This window comes from Burkholderia sp. AU45274, from assembly GCF_030482505.1.
Lineage (GTDB): Bacteria > Pseudomonadota > Gammaproteobacteria > Burkholderiales > Burkholderiaceae > Burkholderia.
This window is the reverse complement of sequence record NZ_JAUJQE010000012.1, coordinates 75,388-92,417: the sequence shown is the minus strand read 5'-3', so window position 1 is coordinate 92,417 and position 17,030 is coordinate 75,388. Positions and strand designations below refer to the sequence as shown.

The window sequence follows — 17,030 nt, the reverse complement described above, 5'->3', positions numbered from 1 at the left end:
CGTGCGGCAGGATTAGTGCGGCAGCAGGCGCGTGAGCGCGGCGCTCGCGAGCGTCGCGATCTGCGCGAGGAAATCGGTGGCCATCCCGTCGTGGAAGCGGCGCGGGTCGGGCGAGCCGAGCACGAGCAGGCCGAACGCGGGCGCATCGTTGCCGGCGAGCGGCGCACGCAGCGCGAGCAGCGCGACCGATGCGGCCGAGCCGTCGCCGGCGGAAGCCGCGGCTTCCGCGCCTTCCGCCGCATTCGCGGCCGGGGCGGCGACCGCGGGCGCGAGCCACTGCGCGGCCTCGAAGCCCGTGTTCGCCCCGCAGTACGGCGTCGACAGCCCGTTCGTGAACAGGCGCACTTCCTCGCCGACCTGGCGCGCGAAGTCGGCTTGCGAGTAGGTGTCGGCGACATCCCACACGCGCAGCGCCGTCTGCGGCACGTCGAAGACTTCGGCGATGCCGTCGGCGATCGTGCGCGGCAGCGCGTACGGATCGCGTTCCGCGATCACGCGTGCGGTCCAGCGGCTGAACTTCGCGGACAGGCTGTCGTTCTCGTGGCCGTAGCGCACGAGTTCGGCGAGCCGGCGCTCGAGATGCTTGTTCTTGTCGCGCAGCATCTCCATCTGCCGCTCCTGCAGCGAGATCGCGGCCTTGCCGTGCGGGTTCGCGAGGCGGATCGTCGCGAGCAGTTCGGCGTGCTGCGCGAAGAATTCGGGATTGGCGAGCAGGTAGTCGGCGACTTCGCGATCGTTCATGTGGCGGGAGCGTTCAGTTATCAAGGACGTTGCAGGGTCAGGCGGGCAGGTCGATCTCGCCTTCGAACACGGTCGTGGCGGGCCCGGCCATCATCAGCGCGGCGGCTTCGTCGCGCGCGCCGTCCCAGCTGATCGTCAGCGTGCCGCCGTGCGTGTGCACGGTCACCGGCGAATCGAGCAGGCCGCGCCGGATGCCGGCCGCGACCGCCGCGCACGCGCCGGTGCCGCACGCGAGCGTCTCGCCCGCCGCGCGTTCGTACACGCGCAGCTTCACTTCGCTGCGCGACACGATCTGCATGAAGCCGGCGTTCACGCGCTCCGGGAAGCGCGCGTGGTGCTCGATCAGCGGGCCTTCTTCGAGCACCGGATACGCTTCGGCATCGTCGACGACCTGCACCGCGTGCGGGTTGCCCATCGTGACCGTCGAGATCCAGCGCGTCGCACCGCCGACGTCGAGCGGCCACAGCGTGTCGCGCCCCTCGGTGCGGCCGTCGAGGCCCGCTGCGTCGAACGGCACCTGCGCCGGCGTGAACACGGGCGCACCCATGTCGACGACGACTTCGCCGTTGTCCTGCATCGTCAGCGTGATCAGGCCCTTCATCACCTGCACGCGCACGCTGCGCTTGCCGGTCAGGCCGCGGTCGCTGACGAACTTCACGAAGCAGCGCGCACCGTTGCCGCAGTGTTCGACTTCGCCGCCGTCGCAATTGAAGATCCGGTACTTGAAATCGACGCCGTCGACGGTCGGTTTCTCGACGAGCAGCAGCTGGTCGGCGCCGATGCCGAAGTGGCGGTTGGCGAGCGCACGCACCTGCGCTTCGGTGAGCGGCGGCAACGCGCGCGAATAGCCGTCGAGCACGACGAAGTCGTTGCCCGCGCCGTGCATCTTGGTGAACGAGAGTTTCACTGGGTCCGGATTTCCATGGCGAACAAGCGGTCAGCGCGGCGCGCGCGACGCCGCGCCATGCCGGGCGGCCTCGTTCGTCGTGCTGATCTCAACCGCAAATGATACATGCAGCCGACAGGGGCGTCCTGCGCGGGCGGGGGCGGGTGGGGGCGAAATGGGGCGCATCTGTCGATCGGTCGACTGGTCGCGTGTGCGATAGACGGGCAGATTGATGCGGTGTGACGGGCCTGTCGTGGTGCCAGCAGGGTTTGGCGAAAACACGGGATGGCGTGGACGCGTACTTTCGTACAGGTCAAATTGACAAGGCAATCAAGCGATTCGTATAGTCCGGCTATACGCATGGGCCATGCTGTCGGCATCGCGACTCGAATGTGGGAGATCCATGATCAAGTCGTGGCAGCACAAGGGGCTGGAAGCGTTTTTCACGAGCGGGAACAAGGCCGGCATCCGGCCCGACCATGCGCCAAGGTTACGACGCCAGCTTGCACGTCTCGACGTCGCGAGCCGGCCGCTCGACATGAACGTGCCGGGCTGGCGGTTTCACGGCCTTGCCCGTGGACTGGACGGCCATTTCGCGGTGAGCGTGAGCAGCAACTGGCGTCTGACGTTCAGTTTCGACGGCGCCGATGCCGTCCTGGTCGATTACCAGGACTACCACTGAGGTGATTCAAGCGATGACTCGCATCTTCAATCCGCCGCATCCGGGCGAAGCGCTGCGCGACGACGTGCTGCCGGCATTCGGCCTGACCGTCACCGAGGCCGCGGCGCAACTCGGCGTCACGCGTGCGGCGTTGTCGCGCATTCTGCATGGTCATGCGGGGATCTCGCCGGAAATGGCGTTGCGCATCGAGGCGTGGCTTGGCGAGGAGAACGGCGGTCGCGCGGATCTGTGGCTCGCCCAGCAATCCGCTTACGACTTGTGGCAGGCGCGCGCGAAAGGCGTGCCCAAGATAGCGAGAGCGCGGGCACGCACGTGAACGCGCCCGCGAGCATGGCTCAGTACAGGCTCGGCTCGCCGTTCGGGCGCGTCTTGAAGCGCTTGTGGACCCAATAGTATTGCTCGGGCAGCAGCGGAATCTGTTCCTCGAGGAATGCGTTCATCCGCCGCGCGTCGAGATCGTCGTCGCCGGTCGGGTAGTGATCCCACGGCTTGAATACCTTCAGACGGTAGCCCTTGTAGTTCGGCAGCACCTCGCCGATGAACGGCACGACCTGCGCGCGGCCCGTCTTCGCGAGCCGGCCGACCGCCGTCAGCGTGCACGCGGGCACGCCGAAGAACGGCACGAACGTCGAATTGCGCAGCCCGTAGTCCATGTCGGCGCCGAGCATCACCGGCTTGCGGTCGCGCAGCCAGCGCAGCACGACGCGCGCGCTGTCCGCGCGGCCGACCATCTCGGCGTCGAAACGCCCGCGCGCCTTCTTCGCCTCTTCCTCGAGCACCGCGTTCGAGAACGGCTGGTAGAGCGACCCGCAGCGGCGATGCAGCGAACGGTTCAGCCAGATCGAGCCGGCCTCGATGCCGACGAAATGCAGGCCGAGGAACAGCGTCGGCGGCAGGTCCGGATCGTCGAGGTCGACCGCGCTGTCGACCTGGATCAGCTTCGCGAGCTTTTTCTCCGAGCCGAACCACTGCACGCTGCGTTCGACGTAGCTGCGGATCGCATGGCGGAAATGCTGCCCGGCAATTTCCTCGCGGCGTTCGTCGCTCCAGTCAGGGAAGCAGAGTTTCAGATTGGTGTGTACGATGCGCTTTCGCCGGCTGGGGATCTTGTAGAGCAGCCAGCCGAGACCATCGCCGAACCGTGCGGTCAGGCCGTACGGCAACAGGGCGAGCAGTTTCAGCAAGCCAATGGCGAGGTGCGTGGCTAGACGACCTAGCATGCGAAACCTCCGTGGGACCGGCTGGCCGGCGCTTTGCAAACAGGGTGGTGAGACAGCGGAAGATGCAGCACGGGCGGCGCTCTGTGACAATTCAGGAAAGCCGCTATAATACGGGCTTCGCCGAGTTAACTGACAACTTGCGGGGCGAAGCCGGTTAGCGTGACACGCGCTGCCCGGTCCTGGTAATCCGCTAAAGCGTCGCCGCTTCAGGCCCAACGAAGCTGGCTACGTGAAACCAACCGTAACCACACAGGAGCCTGAAAAAGTGGCAAACGATTATCTCTTCACGTCCGAATCCGTCTCTGAAGGCCATCCGGACAAAGTCGCGGACCAAATCTCGGACGCGATCCTCGATGCCATCCTCGAGCAGGACAAATATTCCCGCGTAGCGGCGGAAACGCTGTGCAACACGGGTCTCGTCGTTCTGGCCGGTGAAATCACCACGACGGCCAACATCGACTACATCCAGATCGCGCGCGACACGATCAAGCGCATCGGCTACGACAACACCGACTACGGCATCGACTACAAGGGTTGCGCGGTGCTCGTCGCGTACGACAAGCAGTCGCCGGACATCGCCCAGGGCGTCGATCGCGCACACGACGACAACCTCGACCAGGGCGCGGGCGACCAGGGTCTGATGTTCGGTTACGCGTGCGATGAAACGCCGGAACTGATGCCGCTGCCGATCTACCTGTCGCACCGCCTCGTCGAGCGCCAGGCCAGCCTGCGCCGCGACGGCCGCCTGCAATGGCTGCGCCCGGACGCGAAGTCGCAGGTGACGGTCCGCTACGTCGACGGCAAGCCCGATTCGATCGACACCGTCGTGCTGTCGACGCAGCACGCACCGGACATCGAGCTGCCGGCGCTGCGCGAAGCCGTGATCGAGGAAATCATCAAGCCGACGCTGCCGGCCGACCTGATCAAGGGCGACATCAAGTTCCTGGTGAACCCGACCGGCCGATTCGTGATCGGTGGCCCGCAGGGCGACTGCGGCCTGACCGGCCGCAAGATCATCGTCGACACGTACGGCGGTGCCGCCCCGCACGGCGGCGGCGCGTTCTCGGGCAAGGATCCGTCGAAGGTCGACCGTTCGGCTGCATACGCAGGCCGCTACGTCGCGAAGAACATCGTCGCCGCCGGCCTCGCGTCGCGCGCGCTGATCCAGGTGTCGTACGCGATCGGCGTGGCCGAGCCGACCTCGGTGATGGTCAACACGTTCGGCACGGGCCGCGTGTCGGATGCGGTGATCACGAAGCTCGTGCGCGAGCATTTCGACCTGCGTCCGAAGGGCATCATCAAGATGCTCGACCTGCTGCGCCCGATCTACGAGAAGACCGCGGCTTACGGCCACTTCGGCCGCGAAGAGCCGGAATTCTCGTGGGAAGCGACCGACAAGGCGCTCGCGCTGGCCGAAGCGGCCGGCGTCGAGCCGACGGCACGCGTCGCGTAAGCGTCGTTCGCCTCAAATGAAAAACCCCGGCATTGCCGGGGTTTTTTTATGCGTTCCGATCGCCGCGGCGATCGGGCAACGGCGCGGGCAGCGGCGCGACGGCGATCGTCGCGCGGCGGTGCCCGCCGGCGTGTGCTCAGCGTGCGCCGAACCCGAACCAGCCGTTGCTGGCCGCGAGGCGGCGCGGGCGGTTGACGCGGCGCTGCGGGCCGAGCGTGCGGCGCAGCGCGAGCGCGCGCAGCGACGACGGCTTCTGCAGCAGCGAGCGCAGGCCGGCACGGCGCGAGAACGCTTGCGTGCTCATCATCGAGAAAAATGCGTGGAACCACGCACGGATGCCGTCCAGCCGGCTATGGGCGGGCGTGCGCTCGGCCAGCGCCTGCGTGCGTGCGCGGTGATGGCGCAGCGAGCGGGCAGGAGCGGGCGGCACGACGCGCTTCGCAGCGCGGCTGAGACGGGAAGTCAGACGGAATGGCATGTGAACGATGCTTCGCTTGTATGGATGGCGCCCTTGGGAGCGCACTGGTATGAACGGCCTCGGATTGCGCAACGGATCTTACCGAAACCCGCTGCACGCCGCGCCCGCCAGAATTGACAGGCCGCGACAGGCTACAGGGGATTCATGACGGGCAAAAGTCGCGATAAACCCTTGTGCCACAAGGCGTGTGCCGCATACCGCCTGTCGCTGAGGCCGGCGCCGCGCCGCACAGTTCCCTTGAGCCGGATCAAATTCGCGATTGGCATGCCCCTGCGCACGACAATGGTGCTGTTCGCGGCATCCGGCGCCGATTTACAATCGTCACATTCACACAATAAGCGTCTGGCATCCCATGTCGTCTCCATTGCAGTCGGAATCGATCCGCGCGCAAGTCGCGGAATTGCGCGAGCGCGGCTTTGTCGTCGCGCGTGGCCTCGTCAGCGACGAGCAGTGCGCGGCGCTCAGGCAGGTCGCGGAGCGCCAGTTGCGGGAGGCGGCCGAGCCGATCGAGTTCGAGGCGGACCTGCGCTACCCGGGCGCGCCCGAGTCCAAGCATGCGCCGGGCGGGCATACGGTGCGGCGGCTGCTCGACGCGTACGCGCGTGATCCGGCCTTCGCCGAGCGCGCGATCGCACCCGAAATCGGCGCGTGGATGCGCGAGTATTTCGGCGAAGAACCGGTGCTGTCGCGCGCGCATCACAACTGCATGATGACCAAGCATCCCGCGTACGGCAGCCTGACCGGCTGGCATCGCGATTTCCGCTACTGGTCGTTCGAGCGTCCGGACATGGTGTCGGTGTGGCTCGCGCTCGGGCCGGAAACGAACGAGAACGGCGCACTGTGGCTCGTACCGGGGTCGCATACGGCCGAATTCGGGCCCGAGGCGTTCGACGATGCGAAGTTCTTCCGCAGCGACCTGCCGGAGAACCGGAAGATGATCGATGCGGCCACGTGCCCGTCGCTGCAGACGGGCGACGTCGTGTTCTTCCACAGCAACACGCTGCATTCGGCCGGGCAGAACCGTTCCGACCAGGTGAAGTTCTCGCTCGTGTATACGTATCACGGTGCGAGCAACCGGCCGGTGCCCGGCACGCGCTCGGCATCGAAATCGGAAGTGCCGTTCTAGGCGCGCAGCGGGCGGCCTTCAAGGCCGCGGTGATGACGCGATGCAGCGCATCGCGGATGCATGGAACAACGGGCGGCCTGGCCGCCCGTTGCGTTTGGCGCGGCCCGAGCGTATGACGGGGCCGTGCGTGCATCGCGCGGCTGCGCGCTCAGCGCTTGCCGCCCGGCATCGCGAGGCCGATCAGGCCGATGAACGATGCGACGGCGCCGCCCACGATCAGCAGGATCGTCTTCGTCGCGGGCGAACCGGTGAAGAAGCGCGACACGTTGTCGTTGATCGAATGGAACGACTGGCCGCCGAAATACAGCAGCACGACGCCGCCGACGAGCAGCGCAACCGAGATGACCCGGGACATACCAACCTCGCAGAAACGGTGATTCGAGACGCCGCAGTGTAGGCGACGGCCGCGGCCGCGTCCATCGTCGCGCCGGCGAGCGCGTTCCGGCCGCTTTCGCTACCATAGTCGTCGTATGACTCCTTCGCCGCCGCCGCGCCGCAAGCGCGGCCGGCGCGCGTCCCTTCTCCCGATGTCCTGACGGAACCGACTCATGGCCTACGAAGCAGCTTCCGAACGTTATGCCGACATGCAATACCGCACCTGCGGCAAATCCGGGCTCAAACTGCCCGCGCTGTCGCTCGGCCTGTGGCACAACTTCGGCGACTCGACGCCGATCTCGACGCAGCGCGACATCCTGCGCACCGCGTTCGACCTCGGCATCAACCACTTCGACCTCGCGAACAACTACGGGCCGCCGTACGGCAGCGCGGAAACCAACTTCGGCCGGTTGCTGAAGGAAGATTTCCGGCCGTATCGCGACGAGCTGCTGATCTCGACGAAGGCCGGCTGGGACATGTGGCCGGGGCCGTACGGCAGCGGCGGCGGCTCGCGCAAGTACGTGCTCGCGAGCCTCGACCAGAGCCTGCAGCGGATGGGGCTCGACTACGTCGACATCTTCTATTCGCACCGCTTCGACGCGCACACGCCGCTCGAGGAAACGGCGGGCGCGCTCGCATCCGCCGTGCAGCAGGGCAAGGCGCTCTACATCGGCATTTCGTCGTACTCGGCGGCGAAGACGCGCGAGATGGCCGGGCTGCTCGCGCAGTACAAGGTGCCGCTGCTGATCCACCAGCCGTCGTACAACCTGCTGAATCGCTGGGTCGAAACCGAACTGCTCGGCACGCTCGACGAGATCGGCACGGGCAGCATTGCGTTCACGCCGCTGGCGCAGGGGCTGCTCACGTCGAAGTACCTGAACGGCGTGCCGGCCGACGCGCGCGTGAACAAGCCGGGCGGCGGCTCGCTGAAGCAGGATCACCTGAGCGCGGACAACCTCGACCATGTGCGCAAGCTCAACGCGATCGCCGAACGGCGCGGGCAGAGCCTCGCGCAGATGGCGCTCGCCTGGGTATTGCGCAACGGCCGCGTGACGTCCGCGCTGATCGGCGCGAGCCGCGCGGAGCAGGTGCGTGAAAACGTCGGCGCATTGAAGAACCTCGAATTCTCGGCGGAAGAGCTCGCGGAGATCGATCGTTACGCGACGGAAGGCGGCATCAATCTGTGGGAAAAGCCGTCCACCGATCAGGCGATCTGACCGGCAGTCGATACGGCATGCGAAACATCGCCTGCCGTATCAATGGCTTGTGCGCGGCACATCGCATCGCTGCAGTGCAGCGATGCACGTCACGCACGGGAGGCGCGCCGCTAAATTAGCGCAGGCAGGCCTTCGACGAGCAATACCGCGACGCCGACGCCGAGAATGACGCCCAGCACGCGCAGCAGGTTATGGCGGAATTCGGTTGCGCACGGCACGGCGCCGAGAAATAGCGCTCCGGCCAGCGCCATCGGAATCAACAGGATGAAGTCGCCGATCGTGAAGTAGGTCGTCATGCGTGTCTCCAAGGTCGACCGGAGCGGGCGCGTGCACGCTTGCTCCGGCCCCATGCCGGGTGTTTCTAGTATGGTTCCGGCCCGATTGCGAGCGGGGCGGTCAATTCGAGTATAGGCAACCGGCAGCGCTTTTCGCTATCCGAACCATTAAAAATCAGCGGAAAGCCCCGTGAATCGCGCACTTTTCCCGCAAGTTGGACGAATGCCTTGCGCGTATCTTTCTCGCGCCTTTCGATTTTTGCGGATTCGTCGTATGTGTCCGATGCGTGCCGCCGCCCCCGCGGGCGCGGCGGCACGCCCGCTCATGCGCGGTCGGGTTGCACGCGGGCGGCCGGCGCGCGGAACACGAGCGCGAGCCCCGCGATGATCGCGCCCATGCCGGCGAGCGCGAGCGGCTCGGGCCGGTTGCCGAGCCACGCGGCATCCATCAGCGTGGTGACGACGGGCACGAGATAGAACAGGCTCGTCACGTTGACGAGATCGCCGCGCTGCATCAACCGGTAGAACAGCAGTTGCGCGATCACCGAAATCACGATGCCGAGCCACAGCAGCGGGATCACGAAGGCCCAGCTCAGGTCGAACGACACCGGCCGGAACGGCACGATCGCCACGCACAGCGCGAGGCCGATCGCATTCTGCAGCGGCAGCACGTCGGCGGGCGCCGCACGTACGCGCTTTTGCAGCAACGAGCCGGCGGTCAGCGCGACGAGCGCGGTGAGCGCGCACGCGATGCCCGCGAGTGACAGGCCGCCGTCTCCTGTGCCGCGGAACACGACGAGCGCGAGACCGGCCAGCGACAGCGCGAGCCCCGCGATGCGCACGGGCTGCCAGCGCCGCTCGACGATCGCGAGCGTGAGGATCGGCTGTACGCCGAGGATCGTCGCGAGCACGCCCGGCGCGATCCCGCGTTCGAGCGCGAGCAGGTAGAAGATCGAATAGCCGCCCATCATCAGCAAGCCGGTCAGCGCGGCCATGCGCCGTTCGCCGCGCGGTGGCAGCCAGCGCTTGCGCAGGAGGGCCAGCCCGAGCAGCACGAGCGATGCCAGTGCGAAACGTGCGGTGAGAAAGACGAACGCGGAGGCGTGACGTAGCCCGAGTTCAGCGAAGATCGCGCCGCTGCTCCACAGCAGTACGAAGAGCGACGTTGCGCCGTGCGCGGCGAGCGCGCGTTTGAACGAAACCATGTGAATCCACCTGTCGAACGGATCGGAATGTTCCATCCGCGCGCGCAGCAACACGCCGTACGTCACGACGCACGAATGCGGGCCTGCGGGCGAATGGAAGACGAAACGAAAAGCCGGCTGGTCAGCCGGCGCGTGCCGCCGGAGGGGGCGGCGCGGCGCCGACGAGCGGCGGTGCGACAGGAGGAGGAAGGACCGACGGATGCGCGCACGCCTGCGGCCGCGAGTCGAACTGCGGCCGGGATTTTGCGAGGGCGGACGTGAGCGGATGCATCGTGTCGGAATGCGCTTGAACGCGAATGAGCATCAAAGGTAACGCAAGGCCTGCATCGGATGCAACACATGTCGGTGGCGCATCGCAGGGCGAAGGTGGGAGGGCGATGCGTGAGCAACCGTTGCTGTGCGGGCTGCGTTCGAGGCAGGGGGAAGGTGATGACGGCGTCGCGTGATTCGGCAATCGCAGTCGCGCGAAATTGCCGGGTGACCCGATACCGGATTCACGGTGCGCCCGGCGCGTCCGTCACGTGCGCGCCGCGGTGATGCCGGGGATTCGGCGGGCAGTCACATTCGACAGGGTATGATGGGGGTAACCGGGCGGGCAAGCGTCTACCCCGGCGCAGTGGTTGATTGGAGACATTCGACGAATTCGCGGCACTTCGCCTGCTTCTTCTTCTTTTCGTGCTTCGATAAACCGTGAACAATGGGATTACGCGCAACGCTCCGACGAGAGCGCGCGGATCGTGCATTTGCCGGCCCCCAGCGGGCCGGGTTTCAAGATTCAAGAGTGGGGAACCATCATGCATGTCGGGTCGATTGTCTGCACTACCCATATCGCGGTGCCGAAGGGCGCGCGCGGCATCGTCCAGCGCGTCCTGGGCGACATGGCCATGGTGACCTGGTACGCGGGCGTACCGGGCGAGTCCAAGGAACTCAACACCGAGCCGTTCTTTCTCGAGGACCTGATCGACACCGGCGAATCGGTACTGCCGGCCGGCGCGGCGCTTCACTAAGCGCCACCATCGCACCGGGCGCTCGTCTTTCAGCCCGGCTGGCGGCACAATGCGGGGCATGAAAGACGTCACTTCCGCTCCCGCTTCTCCCGCCGGCCCGCCGTTCGCCGGACTCACGCCCGAGTGCGTGCTCGACGCGCTCGACAGCGTGCTGATACCGGCCGGCCTGCGCACCGACGGGCGCCTGCTCGCGCTCAACAGCTACGAAAACCGCGTCTATCAGGTTGGTATCGAAGACGGCCCGCCGGTCGTCGCGAAGTTCTACCGTCCGGCACGCTGGTCGGACGAAGCGATCCTCGAAGAGCACGCGTTCGTCGCCGAACTCGCCGCGCGCGAGATTCCGGCGGTGCCCGCGCGCACCTTCGACGGCCGCACGCTGCACGCGTTCGACGGCTTCCGCTTCTCGATCTTCGAGCGGCGCGGCGGCCGCGCGCCCGATCTCGATCGCAGTGACACGCTCGAATGGCTCGGCCGCTTCATCGGCCGGATCCATGCGGTCGGCGCGACGCAGCCGTATGTCGCGCGCCCCGTGCTCGACATCAGGACGTTCGGCTATGAGCCGCGCGACTATCTGCTCGCGCACGATTTCATTCCGGACGATGTGCGGCCTGCGTACGAGACGGCCGTGAACCTCGCGCTCGAAGGCGTCGAGGCCGCGTTCGGGCGGGCGGGCGAGATCCGCCTGCTGCGCACGCACGGCGACTGTCATCCGAGCAACGTGCTGTGGACCGATGCCGGCCCGCACTTCGTCGACTTCGACGACAGCCGGATGGCGCCCGCGATCCAGGATCTGTGGCTGCTGCTGCCGGGCGATCGCGAAGGCGCGTCGCGCGCGCTGGCGGACCTGCTGGCCGGCTACGAGGATTTCTGCGAATTCGAGCCGCGCGAACTGCATCTCGTCGAAGCGCTGCGCACGCTGCGGTTGATCCACTACGCCGCATGGCTCGCGCGGCGCTGGGACGATCCCGCATTTCCGGCCGCGTTCCCGTGGTTCAACACGCATCGTTACTGGGAAGCGCGCGTGCTCGAGTTGCGCGAGCAGATCGGCGCGATGCAGGAAGGGCCGCTCTGGCCCGTGTGACGGCGCGCGCGGCACCGTCGCCGCGCGGCATGCCGGTGCGGGCCGCGGCGCGCTGCGCGCGGCCCGTTTCCCGTTTCGCCTAGAACCTCAGCATCAGCTTGATCAGCGCGGCGAAGCGCTTGCCGTACGGCGGCGCGAGCAGGTTGCGCGTGTTCAGGCGCGCCTGCGTGAGCACCGGCTTCATCTTCGAGAACGTCACGAAGCCGTCGTAGCCGTGATAGGCGCCCATGCCGCTCGCCCCGACACCACCGAACGGCAAACTGCCGCACGCGATGTGCATCAGCGTTTCGTTGATCGACACGCCGCCCGAGATCGTTTCGCGCATCACGCGGTCGATCGTGCCGCCGTCCTCGTCGAACAGGTAGAGCGCGAGCGGACGCGGGCGTGCATTCACGTAGGCGATCGCTTCGTCGAGCCGTTCGTACGGCACGAGCGGCAGCAGCGGCCCGAAGATTTCCTCCTGCATCAGTTGCGACGCGGCCGGCACCTGCGTGACCGCGCACGGCACGAAGCGGCGCGATGCGGGATCGGATTGCGCGTCGGACAGCGGATGCAGTTGCGCGCCGGCCGCCTGCGCGTCGCTCGCGAGCTGCTGCAGCCGCGCGTAGTGGCGCGGCGACACGATCGTCGTGTAGTCGCCGTTGGCCGACAGGTCCGGATACAGCTTCGCGAACCGGGCGCGTGCGCGCTCGATGAACGCGGCTTCCATGCCGCGCGGCAGCAGCACGTAGTCGGGCGCGATGCAGGTCTGGCCCGCGTTTAGCGTCTTGCCCGCGACGATCGCGTCGACCGCCGCATCGAAGCGCGCGTTCGGGCCGACGATCGCCGGCGACTTGCCGCCGAGTTCGAGCGTGACGGGCGTGAGGTTGTCGGCGGCTGCGCGCATCACGTGGCGGCCGACGTGCGTCGAGCCGGTGAACAGCAGGTGATCGAACGGCAGCCCGCTGAACGCGGCGCCCACTTCCGCATCGCCGTTCACGACCGCGACGTGGTCGCGCGTGAAGGTCTTGGCAATGAGCTGCTCGAACAGCGCCGACGTGCGCGGCGTCAGTTCGGACATCTTGATGATCGCGCGGTTGCCGGCCGCGAGCGCGCAGATCAGCGGGCCGGCCGCGAGCAGCACCGGATAGTTCCACGGCACGACGATGCCGACCACGCCGAGCGGCTGCGGCATCACTTTCGCGCGCGCCGGACGCAGCCACTTGTTCATCGGCTTGCGGATCGGCTTCATCCAGCGCTTGCCGTGCTTGAGCGCGTCGTCGATCTCTTCCTTCGCCATCCAGATTTCCGACAGCAGCACTTCCTGCTTCGCGCGATGACCGAAATCGGCGCTGATCGCTTCGGCGAGGGCATCCGCATGGTCGATCAGCATCGTGCGCAGCGCGCGCAGGTGCTGCACGCGCGTTTCCCATGCCGGATACGGCGCGCGCAGGTAGGCCGCGCGCTGGTCGCGCAGCAGCGCCGTCAGCGCATCGACCGACGGCAGGGCTTGCGGGGCCAGTTCGGGCAGGTCGTTCTTCATGTCGTCTCCTCCAGTTGGGCCAGGCGGGTCGGCCGGCCGTCACGCCGCATGCGCACGCTCGGCGAGCGCGGCGACGCGGATCGGGGTGGTGCGGGTCGCGCGGCACGGGGCCGGATGCGACGTGTGCTCGAAAACCGGTTGAAGCGTGCAGCGGGCGTCGCATCCGCGCGACGGTGTGTGCATCCGGAAACTGCTTTGTGGCACATGCATGTGCGGCGCGATGTGACTGCCGACAGGCACGCGTCGCTGCGCCGTGAGCGCCTGCCGGCGCACCGAAGCGGGGCAGCGCGACAGGTCAGTCGAATCGTGCCGCAGTGCACCGTGCCGCTGCGGCGGCAAACCATCCAAACGGTCGGCGACGACACGTGCCGTTCGATTTCGACCGACTGCGCGCATGACGTTAAGCATTCCCGCGCGGGCAGCCGTTTGAAATGAAATGCGGGCTGCGCGCATCGCATCCGGATCACCCGGTCGGCACGCGGCCTGCAGAACCTGGCGCTGCATCGTCGTCACTCCCGTTGCGCGACGGATCGGCTTCTCGTGGCCGGCGCGTCGCGCCAAGCGAATCGATACATCTTAAATTTAGTTCACGCGAGCGTTTAGAGGAATCGCTCTTGAATCGGCGCGCCGCGCGCGCGACGGCCATTCCTACAATGCCCGAACATTACAAGAGGGGACGCGGTCGCGTGGCGGCCTTCCATGACACGACGGAGACGTGACATGCAATACGACTACATCATCGTCGGCGGCGGTTCGGGCGGGTCGAGCCTGGCAGGCCGTCTCGCCGATGCCTGCCCCGACGCGACGATCGCGCTGATCGAGGCCGGCTCGCATACGGAGCGCAACCTGCTCGTCAACATGCCCGTCGGCATCGCGGCGCTGGTGCCGTTCAAGCTCGGCACGAACTACGGCTACGAGACGGTGCCGCAGCCGGGCCTCGGCGGGCGGCGCGGCTACCAGCCGCGCGGGCGCGGGATGGGTGGCTCGAGCGCGATCAACGCGATGATCTACACGCGCGGCCACCCGGGCGACTACGACGAATGGGCGCAGCTCGGCGCGACCGGCTGGGGCTGGCAGGACGTGCTGCCGTATTTCCGCCGCGCGGAAGGCAACGCGCGCGGCGCCGATGCGTGGCACGGCGCGGACGGCCCGCTCACGGTGTCGGATCTGCGCTTTCGCAATCCGTTCTCCGAACGATTCATCCAGGCCGCGCACGCGGCCGGCTATCCGCTGAACGACGACTTCAACGGCGCGACGCAGGAAGGCGTCGGCTTCTACCAGGTCACGCACCGCGACGGCTCGCGCTGCAGCGTCGCCCGCGCGTATATCTACGGCCGCAACCGGCCGAACCTGCATGTGATCACCGATGCGACGGTGCTGCGCGTCACGTTCGACGGCAAGCGCGCGGCCGGCGTCGCGCTCGCGCGCAACGGGCGTGTCGAGACGCTCGACGCGCGTGCGGAAGTAATCGTGTCGGCCGGCGCGTTCAATTCGCCGCAACTGCTGATGTGCTCGGGGATCGGCCCGGCGGAGCAGCTGCGCCGGCACGGGATCGCGGTCGTGCAGGATGCGCCGGACGTCGGCACGAACCTGATCGACCATATCGATTTCATCATCAATACGCGCGTGAATTCATCGGAACTGGTCGGCGTGTGCCTGCGCGGGATCGCGAAGATGACGCCCGCGCTCGCGCGCTATTTCTCGAGCCGCACCGGGATGATGACGAGCAACGTCGCGGAGGCCGGCGGCTTCATCAAGAGCGATCCGTCGCTCGAACGTCCCGACCTGCAGCTGCATTTCTGCACGGCGCTCGTGGACGACCACAACCGCAAGATGCACTGGGGCTTCGGCTATTCGCTGCACGTGTGCGCACTGCGGCCGTTCAGCCGCGGCACGGTGGCGCTCGCGAGCGGCGATGCGCGCGACGCACCGCTGATCGATCCGCGCTTCTTCAGCGATGCGCGCGATCTCGACCTGCTCGTGCGCGGCACGCAGGCGATGCGCAGGATCCTGTCGCAGGCGCCGCTCGCGTCGCAGGGCGGGCGCGAGCTGTACACGCGGGCTGACCAGAGCGAAGCGGAGCTGCGCAAGACGATCGTCGAGCATGCCGACACGATCTACCACCCGGTCGGCACCTGCCGGATGGGCTCGGACGCGCGCGCGGTCGTCGATCCGCAACTGCGCGTGCGCGGCGTCGAAGGGTTGCGCGTGGTGGATGCGTCGGTGATGCCGACGCTGGTCGGCGGGAATACGAATGCGCCGTCGGTGATGATCGGCGAACGCGCGGCGGATTTCATCGTCGCCACGCGCAAGGGCGCGGCGCCGCGCGGCGAGGCAGCCGCGGCGGTGCACGGCCGCTGAGCGGCGCGCGCACGGCGGCGGCCATGCTCAGGCAAACGTATCGACGAGGCCGGCGCGGCTCACGCTCGCGGCGGCCGGTGCGGATTGCGCAGCGCCGACCGGTGCATCGCCGGCTGACGATCCGCCGCTGCCGCGCCGCGACGGCTGGCCGCCGGCGAAGGTCTGCTGCTGGTTTTGCTGTTGCGAGGCGAAGCCGCCGTCGCTGACGGTCGCGCTGCCGAGCCCGAGCCCGCCCGCTTCCATCGCCTCGCGCAGCTTCGGCAGCGCGGCTTCGACCGCTTCGCGCACCTGCGCGTGCTGCGACACGAACAGCGCGTGCGCGTTGTTGTCCGCGACGCGCAGCACGACCTGCAGCGGCCCGAGATCGGCCGGATTGAGCGTCAGTTCGGCGCTCTGCTGGTGCGCATTCGACAGGAACACGACCTTCTGGCTCAGCGCGTCCGTCCAGTCCGGCGTGCTGATGTGCGGCGCGAGCACGTGCGCGTTCGCGGCGGCGATCGCCCCCGCGGCCGGCGACAGCTGCAGGTTCGCCTGGGCCGCGGCCGCCGCCGTGGCGCCGGCCGCGAGTGTCGCGCTGGCGGCCGGGTCCGCCGCGTCGCTGGCTGCCGCGAGCGCGTGCTGCTCGCCCGACTGCGCGTTCGCGTTGGCCTGCAGCGCCTGCGCGGTGGCTTGCACCGGCGCTTGCTGGGTGGCGAGCGCGCCCTTCGCGTCGGCGAGCGTGCGGTCGAAGGTCGGCACCTTCGGTGTCAATGGCGCGGCGGTGCCGGTCGCCGCGGTCGAGGCGGGGGCGGACGCCGTCGTACCGGCTGCGGGCATCGCGATCGCGCCCGCGCCGCCCGTCAGCTTGGCGAGGGCCTCCTGCAGCACGTCGCGGCTCGTCGCCGGTGCGGCCTGGGTGGCCGCGGTAACGTCCTTGGCCGAGTGATCCGCCAGCGTGGCCGTGGCATCGGGTTGGCCGGACACGGCCGTCTTTTGCGCAGCGGCCGCGGCGGCAGCCGCATCGGCCGGCATCGCGTTGTCCGTGCGCGCCTGCAGTTGCGCCTGCACGGCCGCAGCCGCCGCGAGCGCGGCGGCGTCGGGGTTGGTGGCGGCGGTCGTGGTCGTATCGTCGGTCGTGTCGTCGTCTTCGGTGGCGGACGGCTTCGTGCCGGCGGCCGGCTTCGACGAAGCCTGTTGCGTCGACGCGTCCGGCACGCCGGCATTCGACGCATCGCGACGCGTGGTAACACTTTGCTTCAGCGTCTGCGCGAACGGCACGGCGGTCGTCGCGGTCGCGGCATCGGTGCCGGCGGCGCTGGACGAACCCGCGCCGCGGGCGGCCTTGAGTGCGGTGCCGGCGGTGTCGAGCAGCGCGCCGAGCAGGGGCAGGGGAGGCATGTCGGTTCTCTCGTTCGAATGCGG

Annotated in this window: 18 protein-coding genes; 8 read left to right on the top strand and 10 right to left on the bottom strand. The window is 67.9% G+C overall.

Features of this window, described 5'->3' with window-relative positions:
* Positions 1-12 precede the first annotated feature (12 nt).
* Complete coding sequence (locus tag QZM35_RS31640) at positions 13-741, bottom strand: DUF484 family protein (protein WP_301777450.1); 729 nt, start codon at positions 739-741, stop codon at positions 13-15.
* Positions 742-778: 37 nt separating this feature from the next.
* Positions 779-1,648 carry a diaminopimelate epimerase gene (dapF, locus tag QZM35_RS31635; protein ID WP_301777449.1) on the bottom strand — a complete coding sequence of 290 codons (870 nt, stop codon included), beginning with the start codon at positions 1,646-1,648 and terminating at the stop codon, positions 779-781.
* Positions 1,649-2,030: 382 nt separating this feature from the next.
* Between dapF and QZM35_RS31630 the strand changes: the two genes are divergently transcribed.
* Both QZM35_RS31630 and QZM35_RS31625 read left to right on the top strand, forming a co-directional pair.
* The gene (locus QZM35_RS31630) at positions 2,031-2,309 is read left to right on the top strand and encodes a type II toxin-antitoxin system RelE/ParE family toxin (protein ID WP_089431837.1); all 279 of its coding nucleotides are present in this window, start codon (positions 2,031-2,033) and stop codon (positions 2,307-2,309) included.
* A 13-nt stretch (positions 2,310-2,322) separates the two neighbouring features.
* Positions 2,323-2,625: a HigA family addiction module antitoxin gene (locus QZM35_RS31625; protein WP_046544200.1), complete on the top strand. Its 303-nt coding sequence runs from the start codon at positions 2,323-2,325 to the stop codon at positions 2,623-2,625.
* Positions 2,626-2,644: 19 nt separating this feature from the next.
* Here the strand turns inward: QZM35_RS31625 and lpxL are convergent, their stop codons facing one another.
* Entirely contained in the window at positions 2,645-3,529 is an 885-nt protein-coding gene (lpxL, locus tag QZM35_RS31620; RefSeq protein WP_089426564.1) for a lauroyl acyltransferase LpxL, read from the bottom strand.
* 265 nt (positions 3,530-3,794) lie between these two features.
* Here lpxL and metK point away from each other — a divergent pair, with 265 nt between their 5' ends.
* Positions 3,795-4,982 (top strand): methionine adenosyltransferase, encoded by a 1,188-nt coding sequence (gene metK / locus QZM35_RS31615; protein ID WP_006482984.1) that lies wholly within the window; start codon positions 3,795-3,797, stop codon positions 4,980-4,982.
* Between the two features lie 136 nt (positions 4,983-5,118).
* On the opposite strand, the gene QZM35_RS31610 is transcribed toward metK, so the two are convergent.
* Positions 5,119-5,460, bottom strand: a complete 342-nt coding sequence (locus tag QZM35_RS31610; RefSeq protein WP_089426563.1) for a hypothetical protein — start codon at positions 5,458-5,460, stop codon at positions 5,119-5,121.
* 352 nt (positions 5,461-5,812) lie between these two features.
* Between QZM35_RS31610 and QZM35_RS31605 the strand changes: the two genes are divergently transcribed.
* Positions 5,813-6,586 carry a phytanoyl-CoA dioxygenase family protein gene (locus QZM35_RS31605; protein WP_089426562.1) on the top strand — a complete coding sequence of 258 codons (774 nt, stop codon included), beginning with the start codon at positions 5,813-5,815 and terminating at the stop codon, positions 6,584-6,586.
* 148 nt (positions 6,587-6,734) lie between these two features.
* Here QZM35_RS31605 and QZM35_RS31600 read toward each other — a convergent pair whose 3' ends face one another.
* On the bottom strand, positions 6,735-6,941 hold the full coding sequence (locus QZM35_RS31600; protein WP_011353528.1) for a DUF3185 family protein: 207 nt from the start codon (positions 6,939-6,941) through the stop codon (positions 6,735-6,737).
* A 193-nt stretch (positions 6,942-7,134) separates the two neighbouring features.
* On the opposite strand from QZM35_RS31600, the gene mgrA reads away from it, so the two are divergent.
* On the top strand, positions 7,135-8,178 hold the full coding sequence (gene mgrA, locus QZM35_RS31595) for an L-glyceraldehyde 3-phosphate reductase (RefSeq protein WP_089426561.1): 1,044 nt from the start codon (positions 7,135-7,137) through the stop codon (positions 8,176-8,178).
* Positions 8,179-8,288: 110 nt separating this feature from the next.
* Here mgrA and QZM35_RS31590 read toward each other — a convergent pair whose 3' ends face one another.
* Positions 8,289-8,474, bottom strand: coding sequence for a hypothetical protein (locus QZM35_RS31590; protein ID WP_011353526.1), 186 nt, complete (start codon positions 8,472-8,474; stop codon positions 8,289-8,291).
* Between the two features lie 302 nt (positions 8,475-8,776).
* Positions 8,777-9,658, bottom strand: a complete 882-nt coding sequence (locus tag QZM35_RS31585) for a DMT family transporter (RefSeq protein WP_089426673.1) — start codon at positions 9,656-9,658, stop codon at positions 8,777-8,779.
* Positions 9,659-10,452: 794 nt separating this feature from the next.
* On the opposite strand from QZM35_RS31585, the gene QZM35_RS31580 reads away from it, so the two are divergent.
* Together QZM35_RS31580 and QZM35_RS31575 are read left to right on the top strand one after the other, a co-directional pair.
* A complete protein-coding gene (locus tag QZM35_RS31580; protein ID WP_011353523.1) occupies positions 10,453-10,665 on the top strand; it encodes a hypothetical protein in 213 nt (70 codons plus the stop codon).
* A gap of 49 nt (positions 10,666-10,714) precedes the next feature.
* Positions 10,715-11,746, top strand: a complete 1,032-nt coding sequence (locus QZM35_RS31575) for a serine/threonine protein kinase (protein ID WP_089426559.1) — start codon at positions 10,715-10,717, stop codon at positions 11,744-11,746.
* Positions 11,747-11,825: 79 nt separating this feature from the next.
* On the opposite strand, the gene QZM35_RS31570 is transcribed toward QZM35_RS31575, so the two are convergent.
* Both QZM35_RS31570 and QZM35_RS31565 read right to left on the bottom strand, forming a co-directional pair.
* Positions 11,826-13,268: a coniferyl aldehyde dehydrogenase gene (locus QZM35_RS31570; protein ID WP_089426558.1), complete on the bottom strand. Its 1,443-nt coding sequence runs from the start codon at positions 13,266-13,268 to the stop codon at positions 11,826-11,828.
* 39 nt (positions 13,269-13,307) lie between these two features.
* Positions 13,308-13,772: a hypothetical protein gene (locus QZM35_RS31565; RefSeq protein WP_144025205.1), complete on the bottom strand. Its 465-nt coding sequence runs from the start codon at positions 13,770-13,772 to the stop codon at positions 13,308-13,310.
* A 216-nt stretch (positions 13,773-13,988) separates the two neighbouring features.
* On the opposite strand from QZM35_RS31565, the gene QZM35_RS31560 reads away from it, so the two are divergent.
* On the top strand, positions 13,989-15,629 hold the full coding sequence (locus QZM35_RS31560) for a GMC family oxidoreductase (protein ID WP_089426556.1): 1,641 nt from the start codon (positions 13,989-13,991) through the stop codon (positions 15,627-15,629).
* Between the two features lie 27 nt (positions 15,630-15,656).
* Here QZM35_RS31560 and QZM35_RS31555 read toward each other — a convergent pair whose 3' ends face one another.
* Complete coding sequence (locus QZM35_RS31555) at positions 15,657-17,006, bottom strand: flagellar hook-length control protein FliK (RefSeq protein WP_089426555.1); 1,350 nt, start codon at positions 17,004-17,006, stop codon at positions 15,657-15,659.
* Positions 17,007-17,030 lie beyond the last annotated feature (24 nt).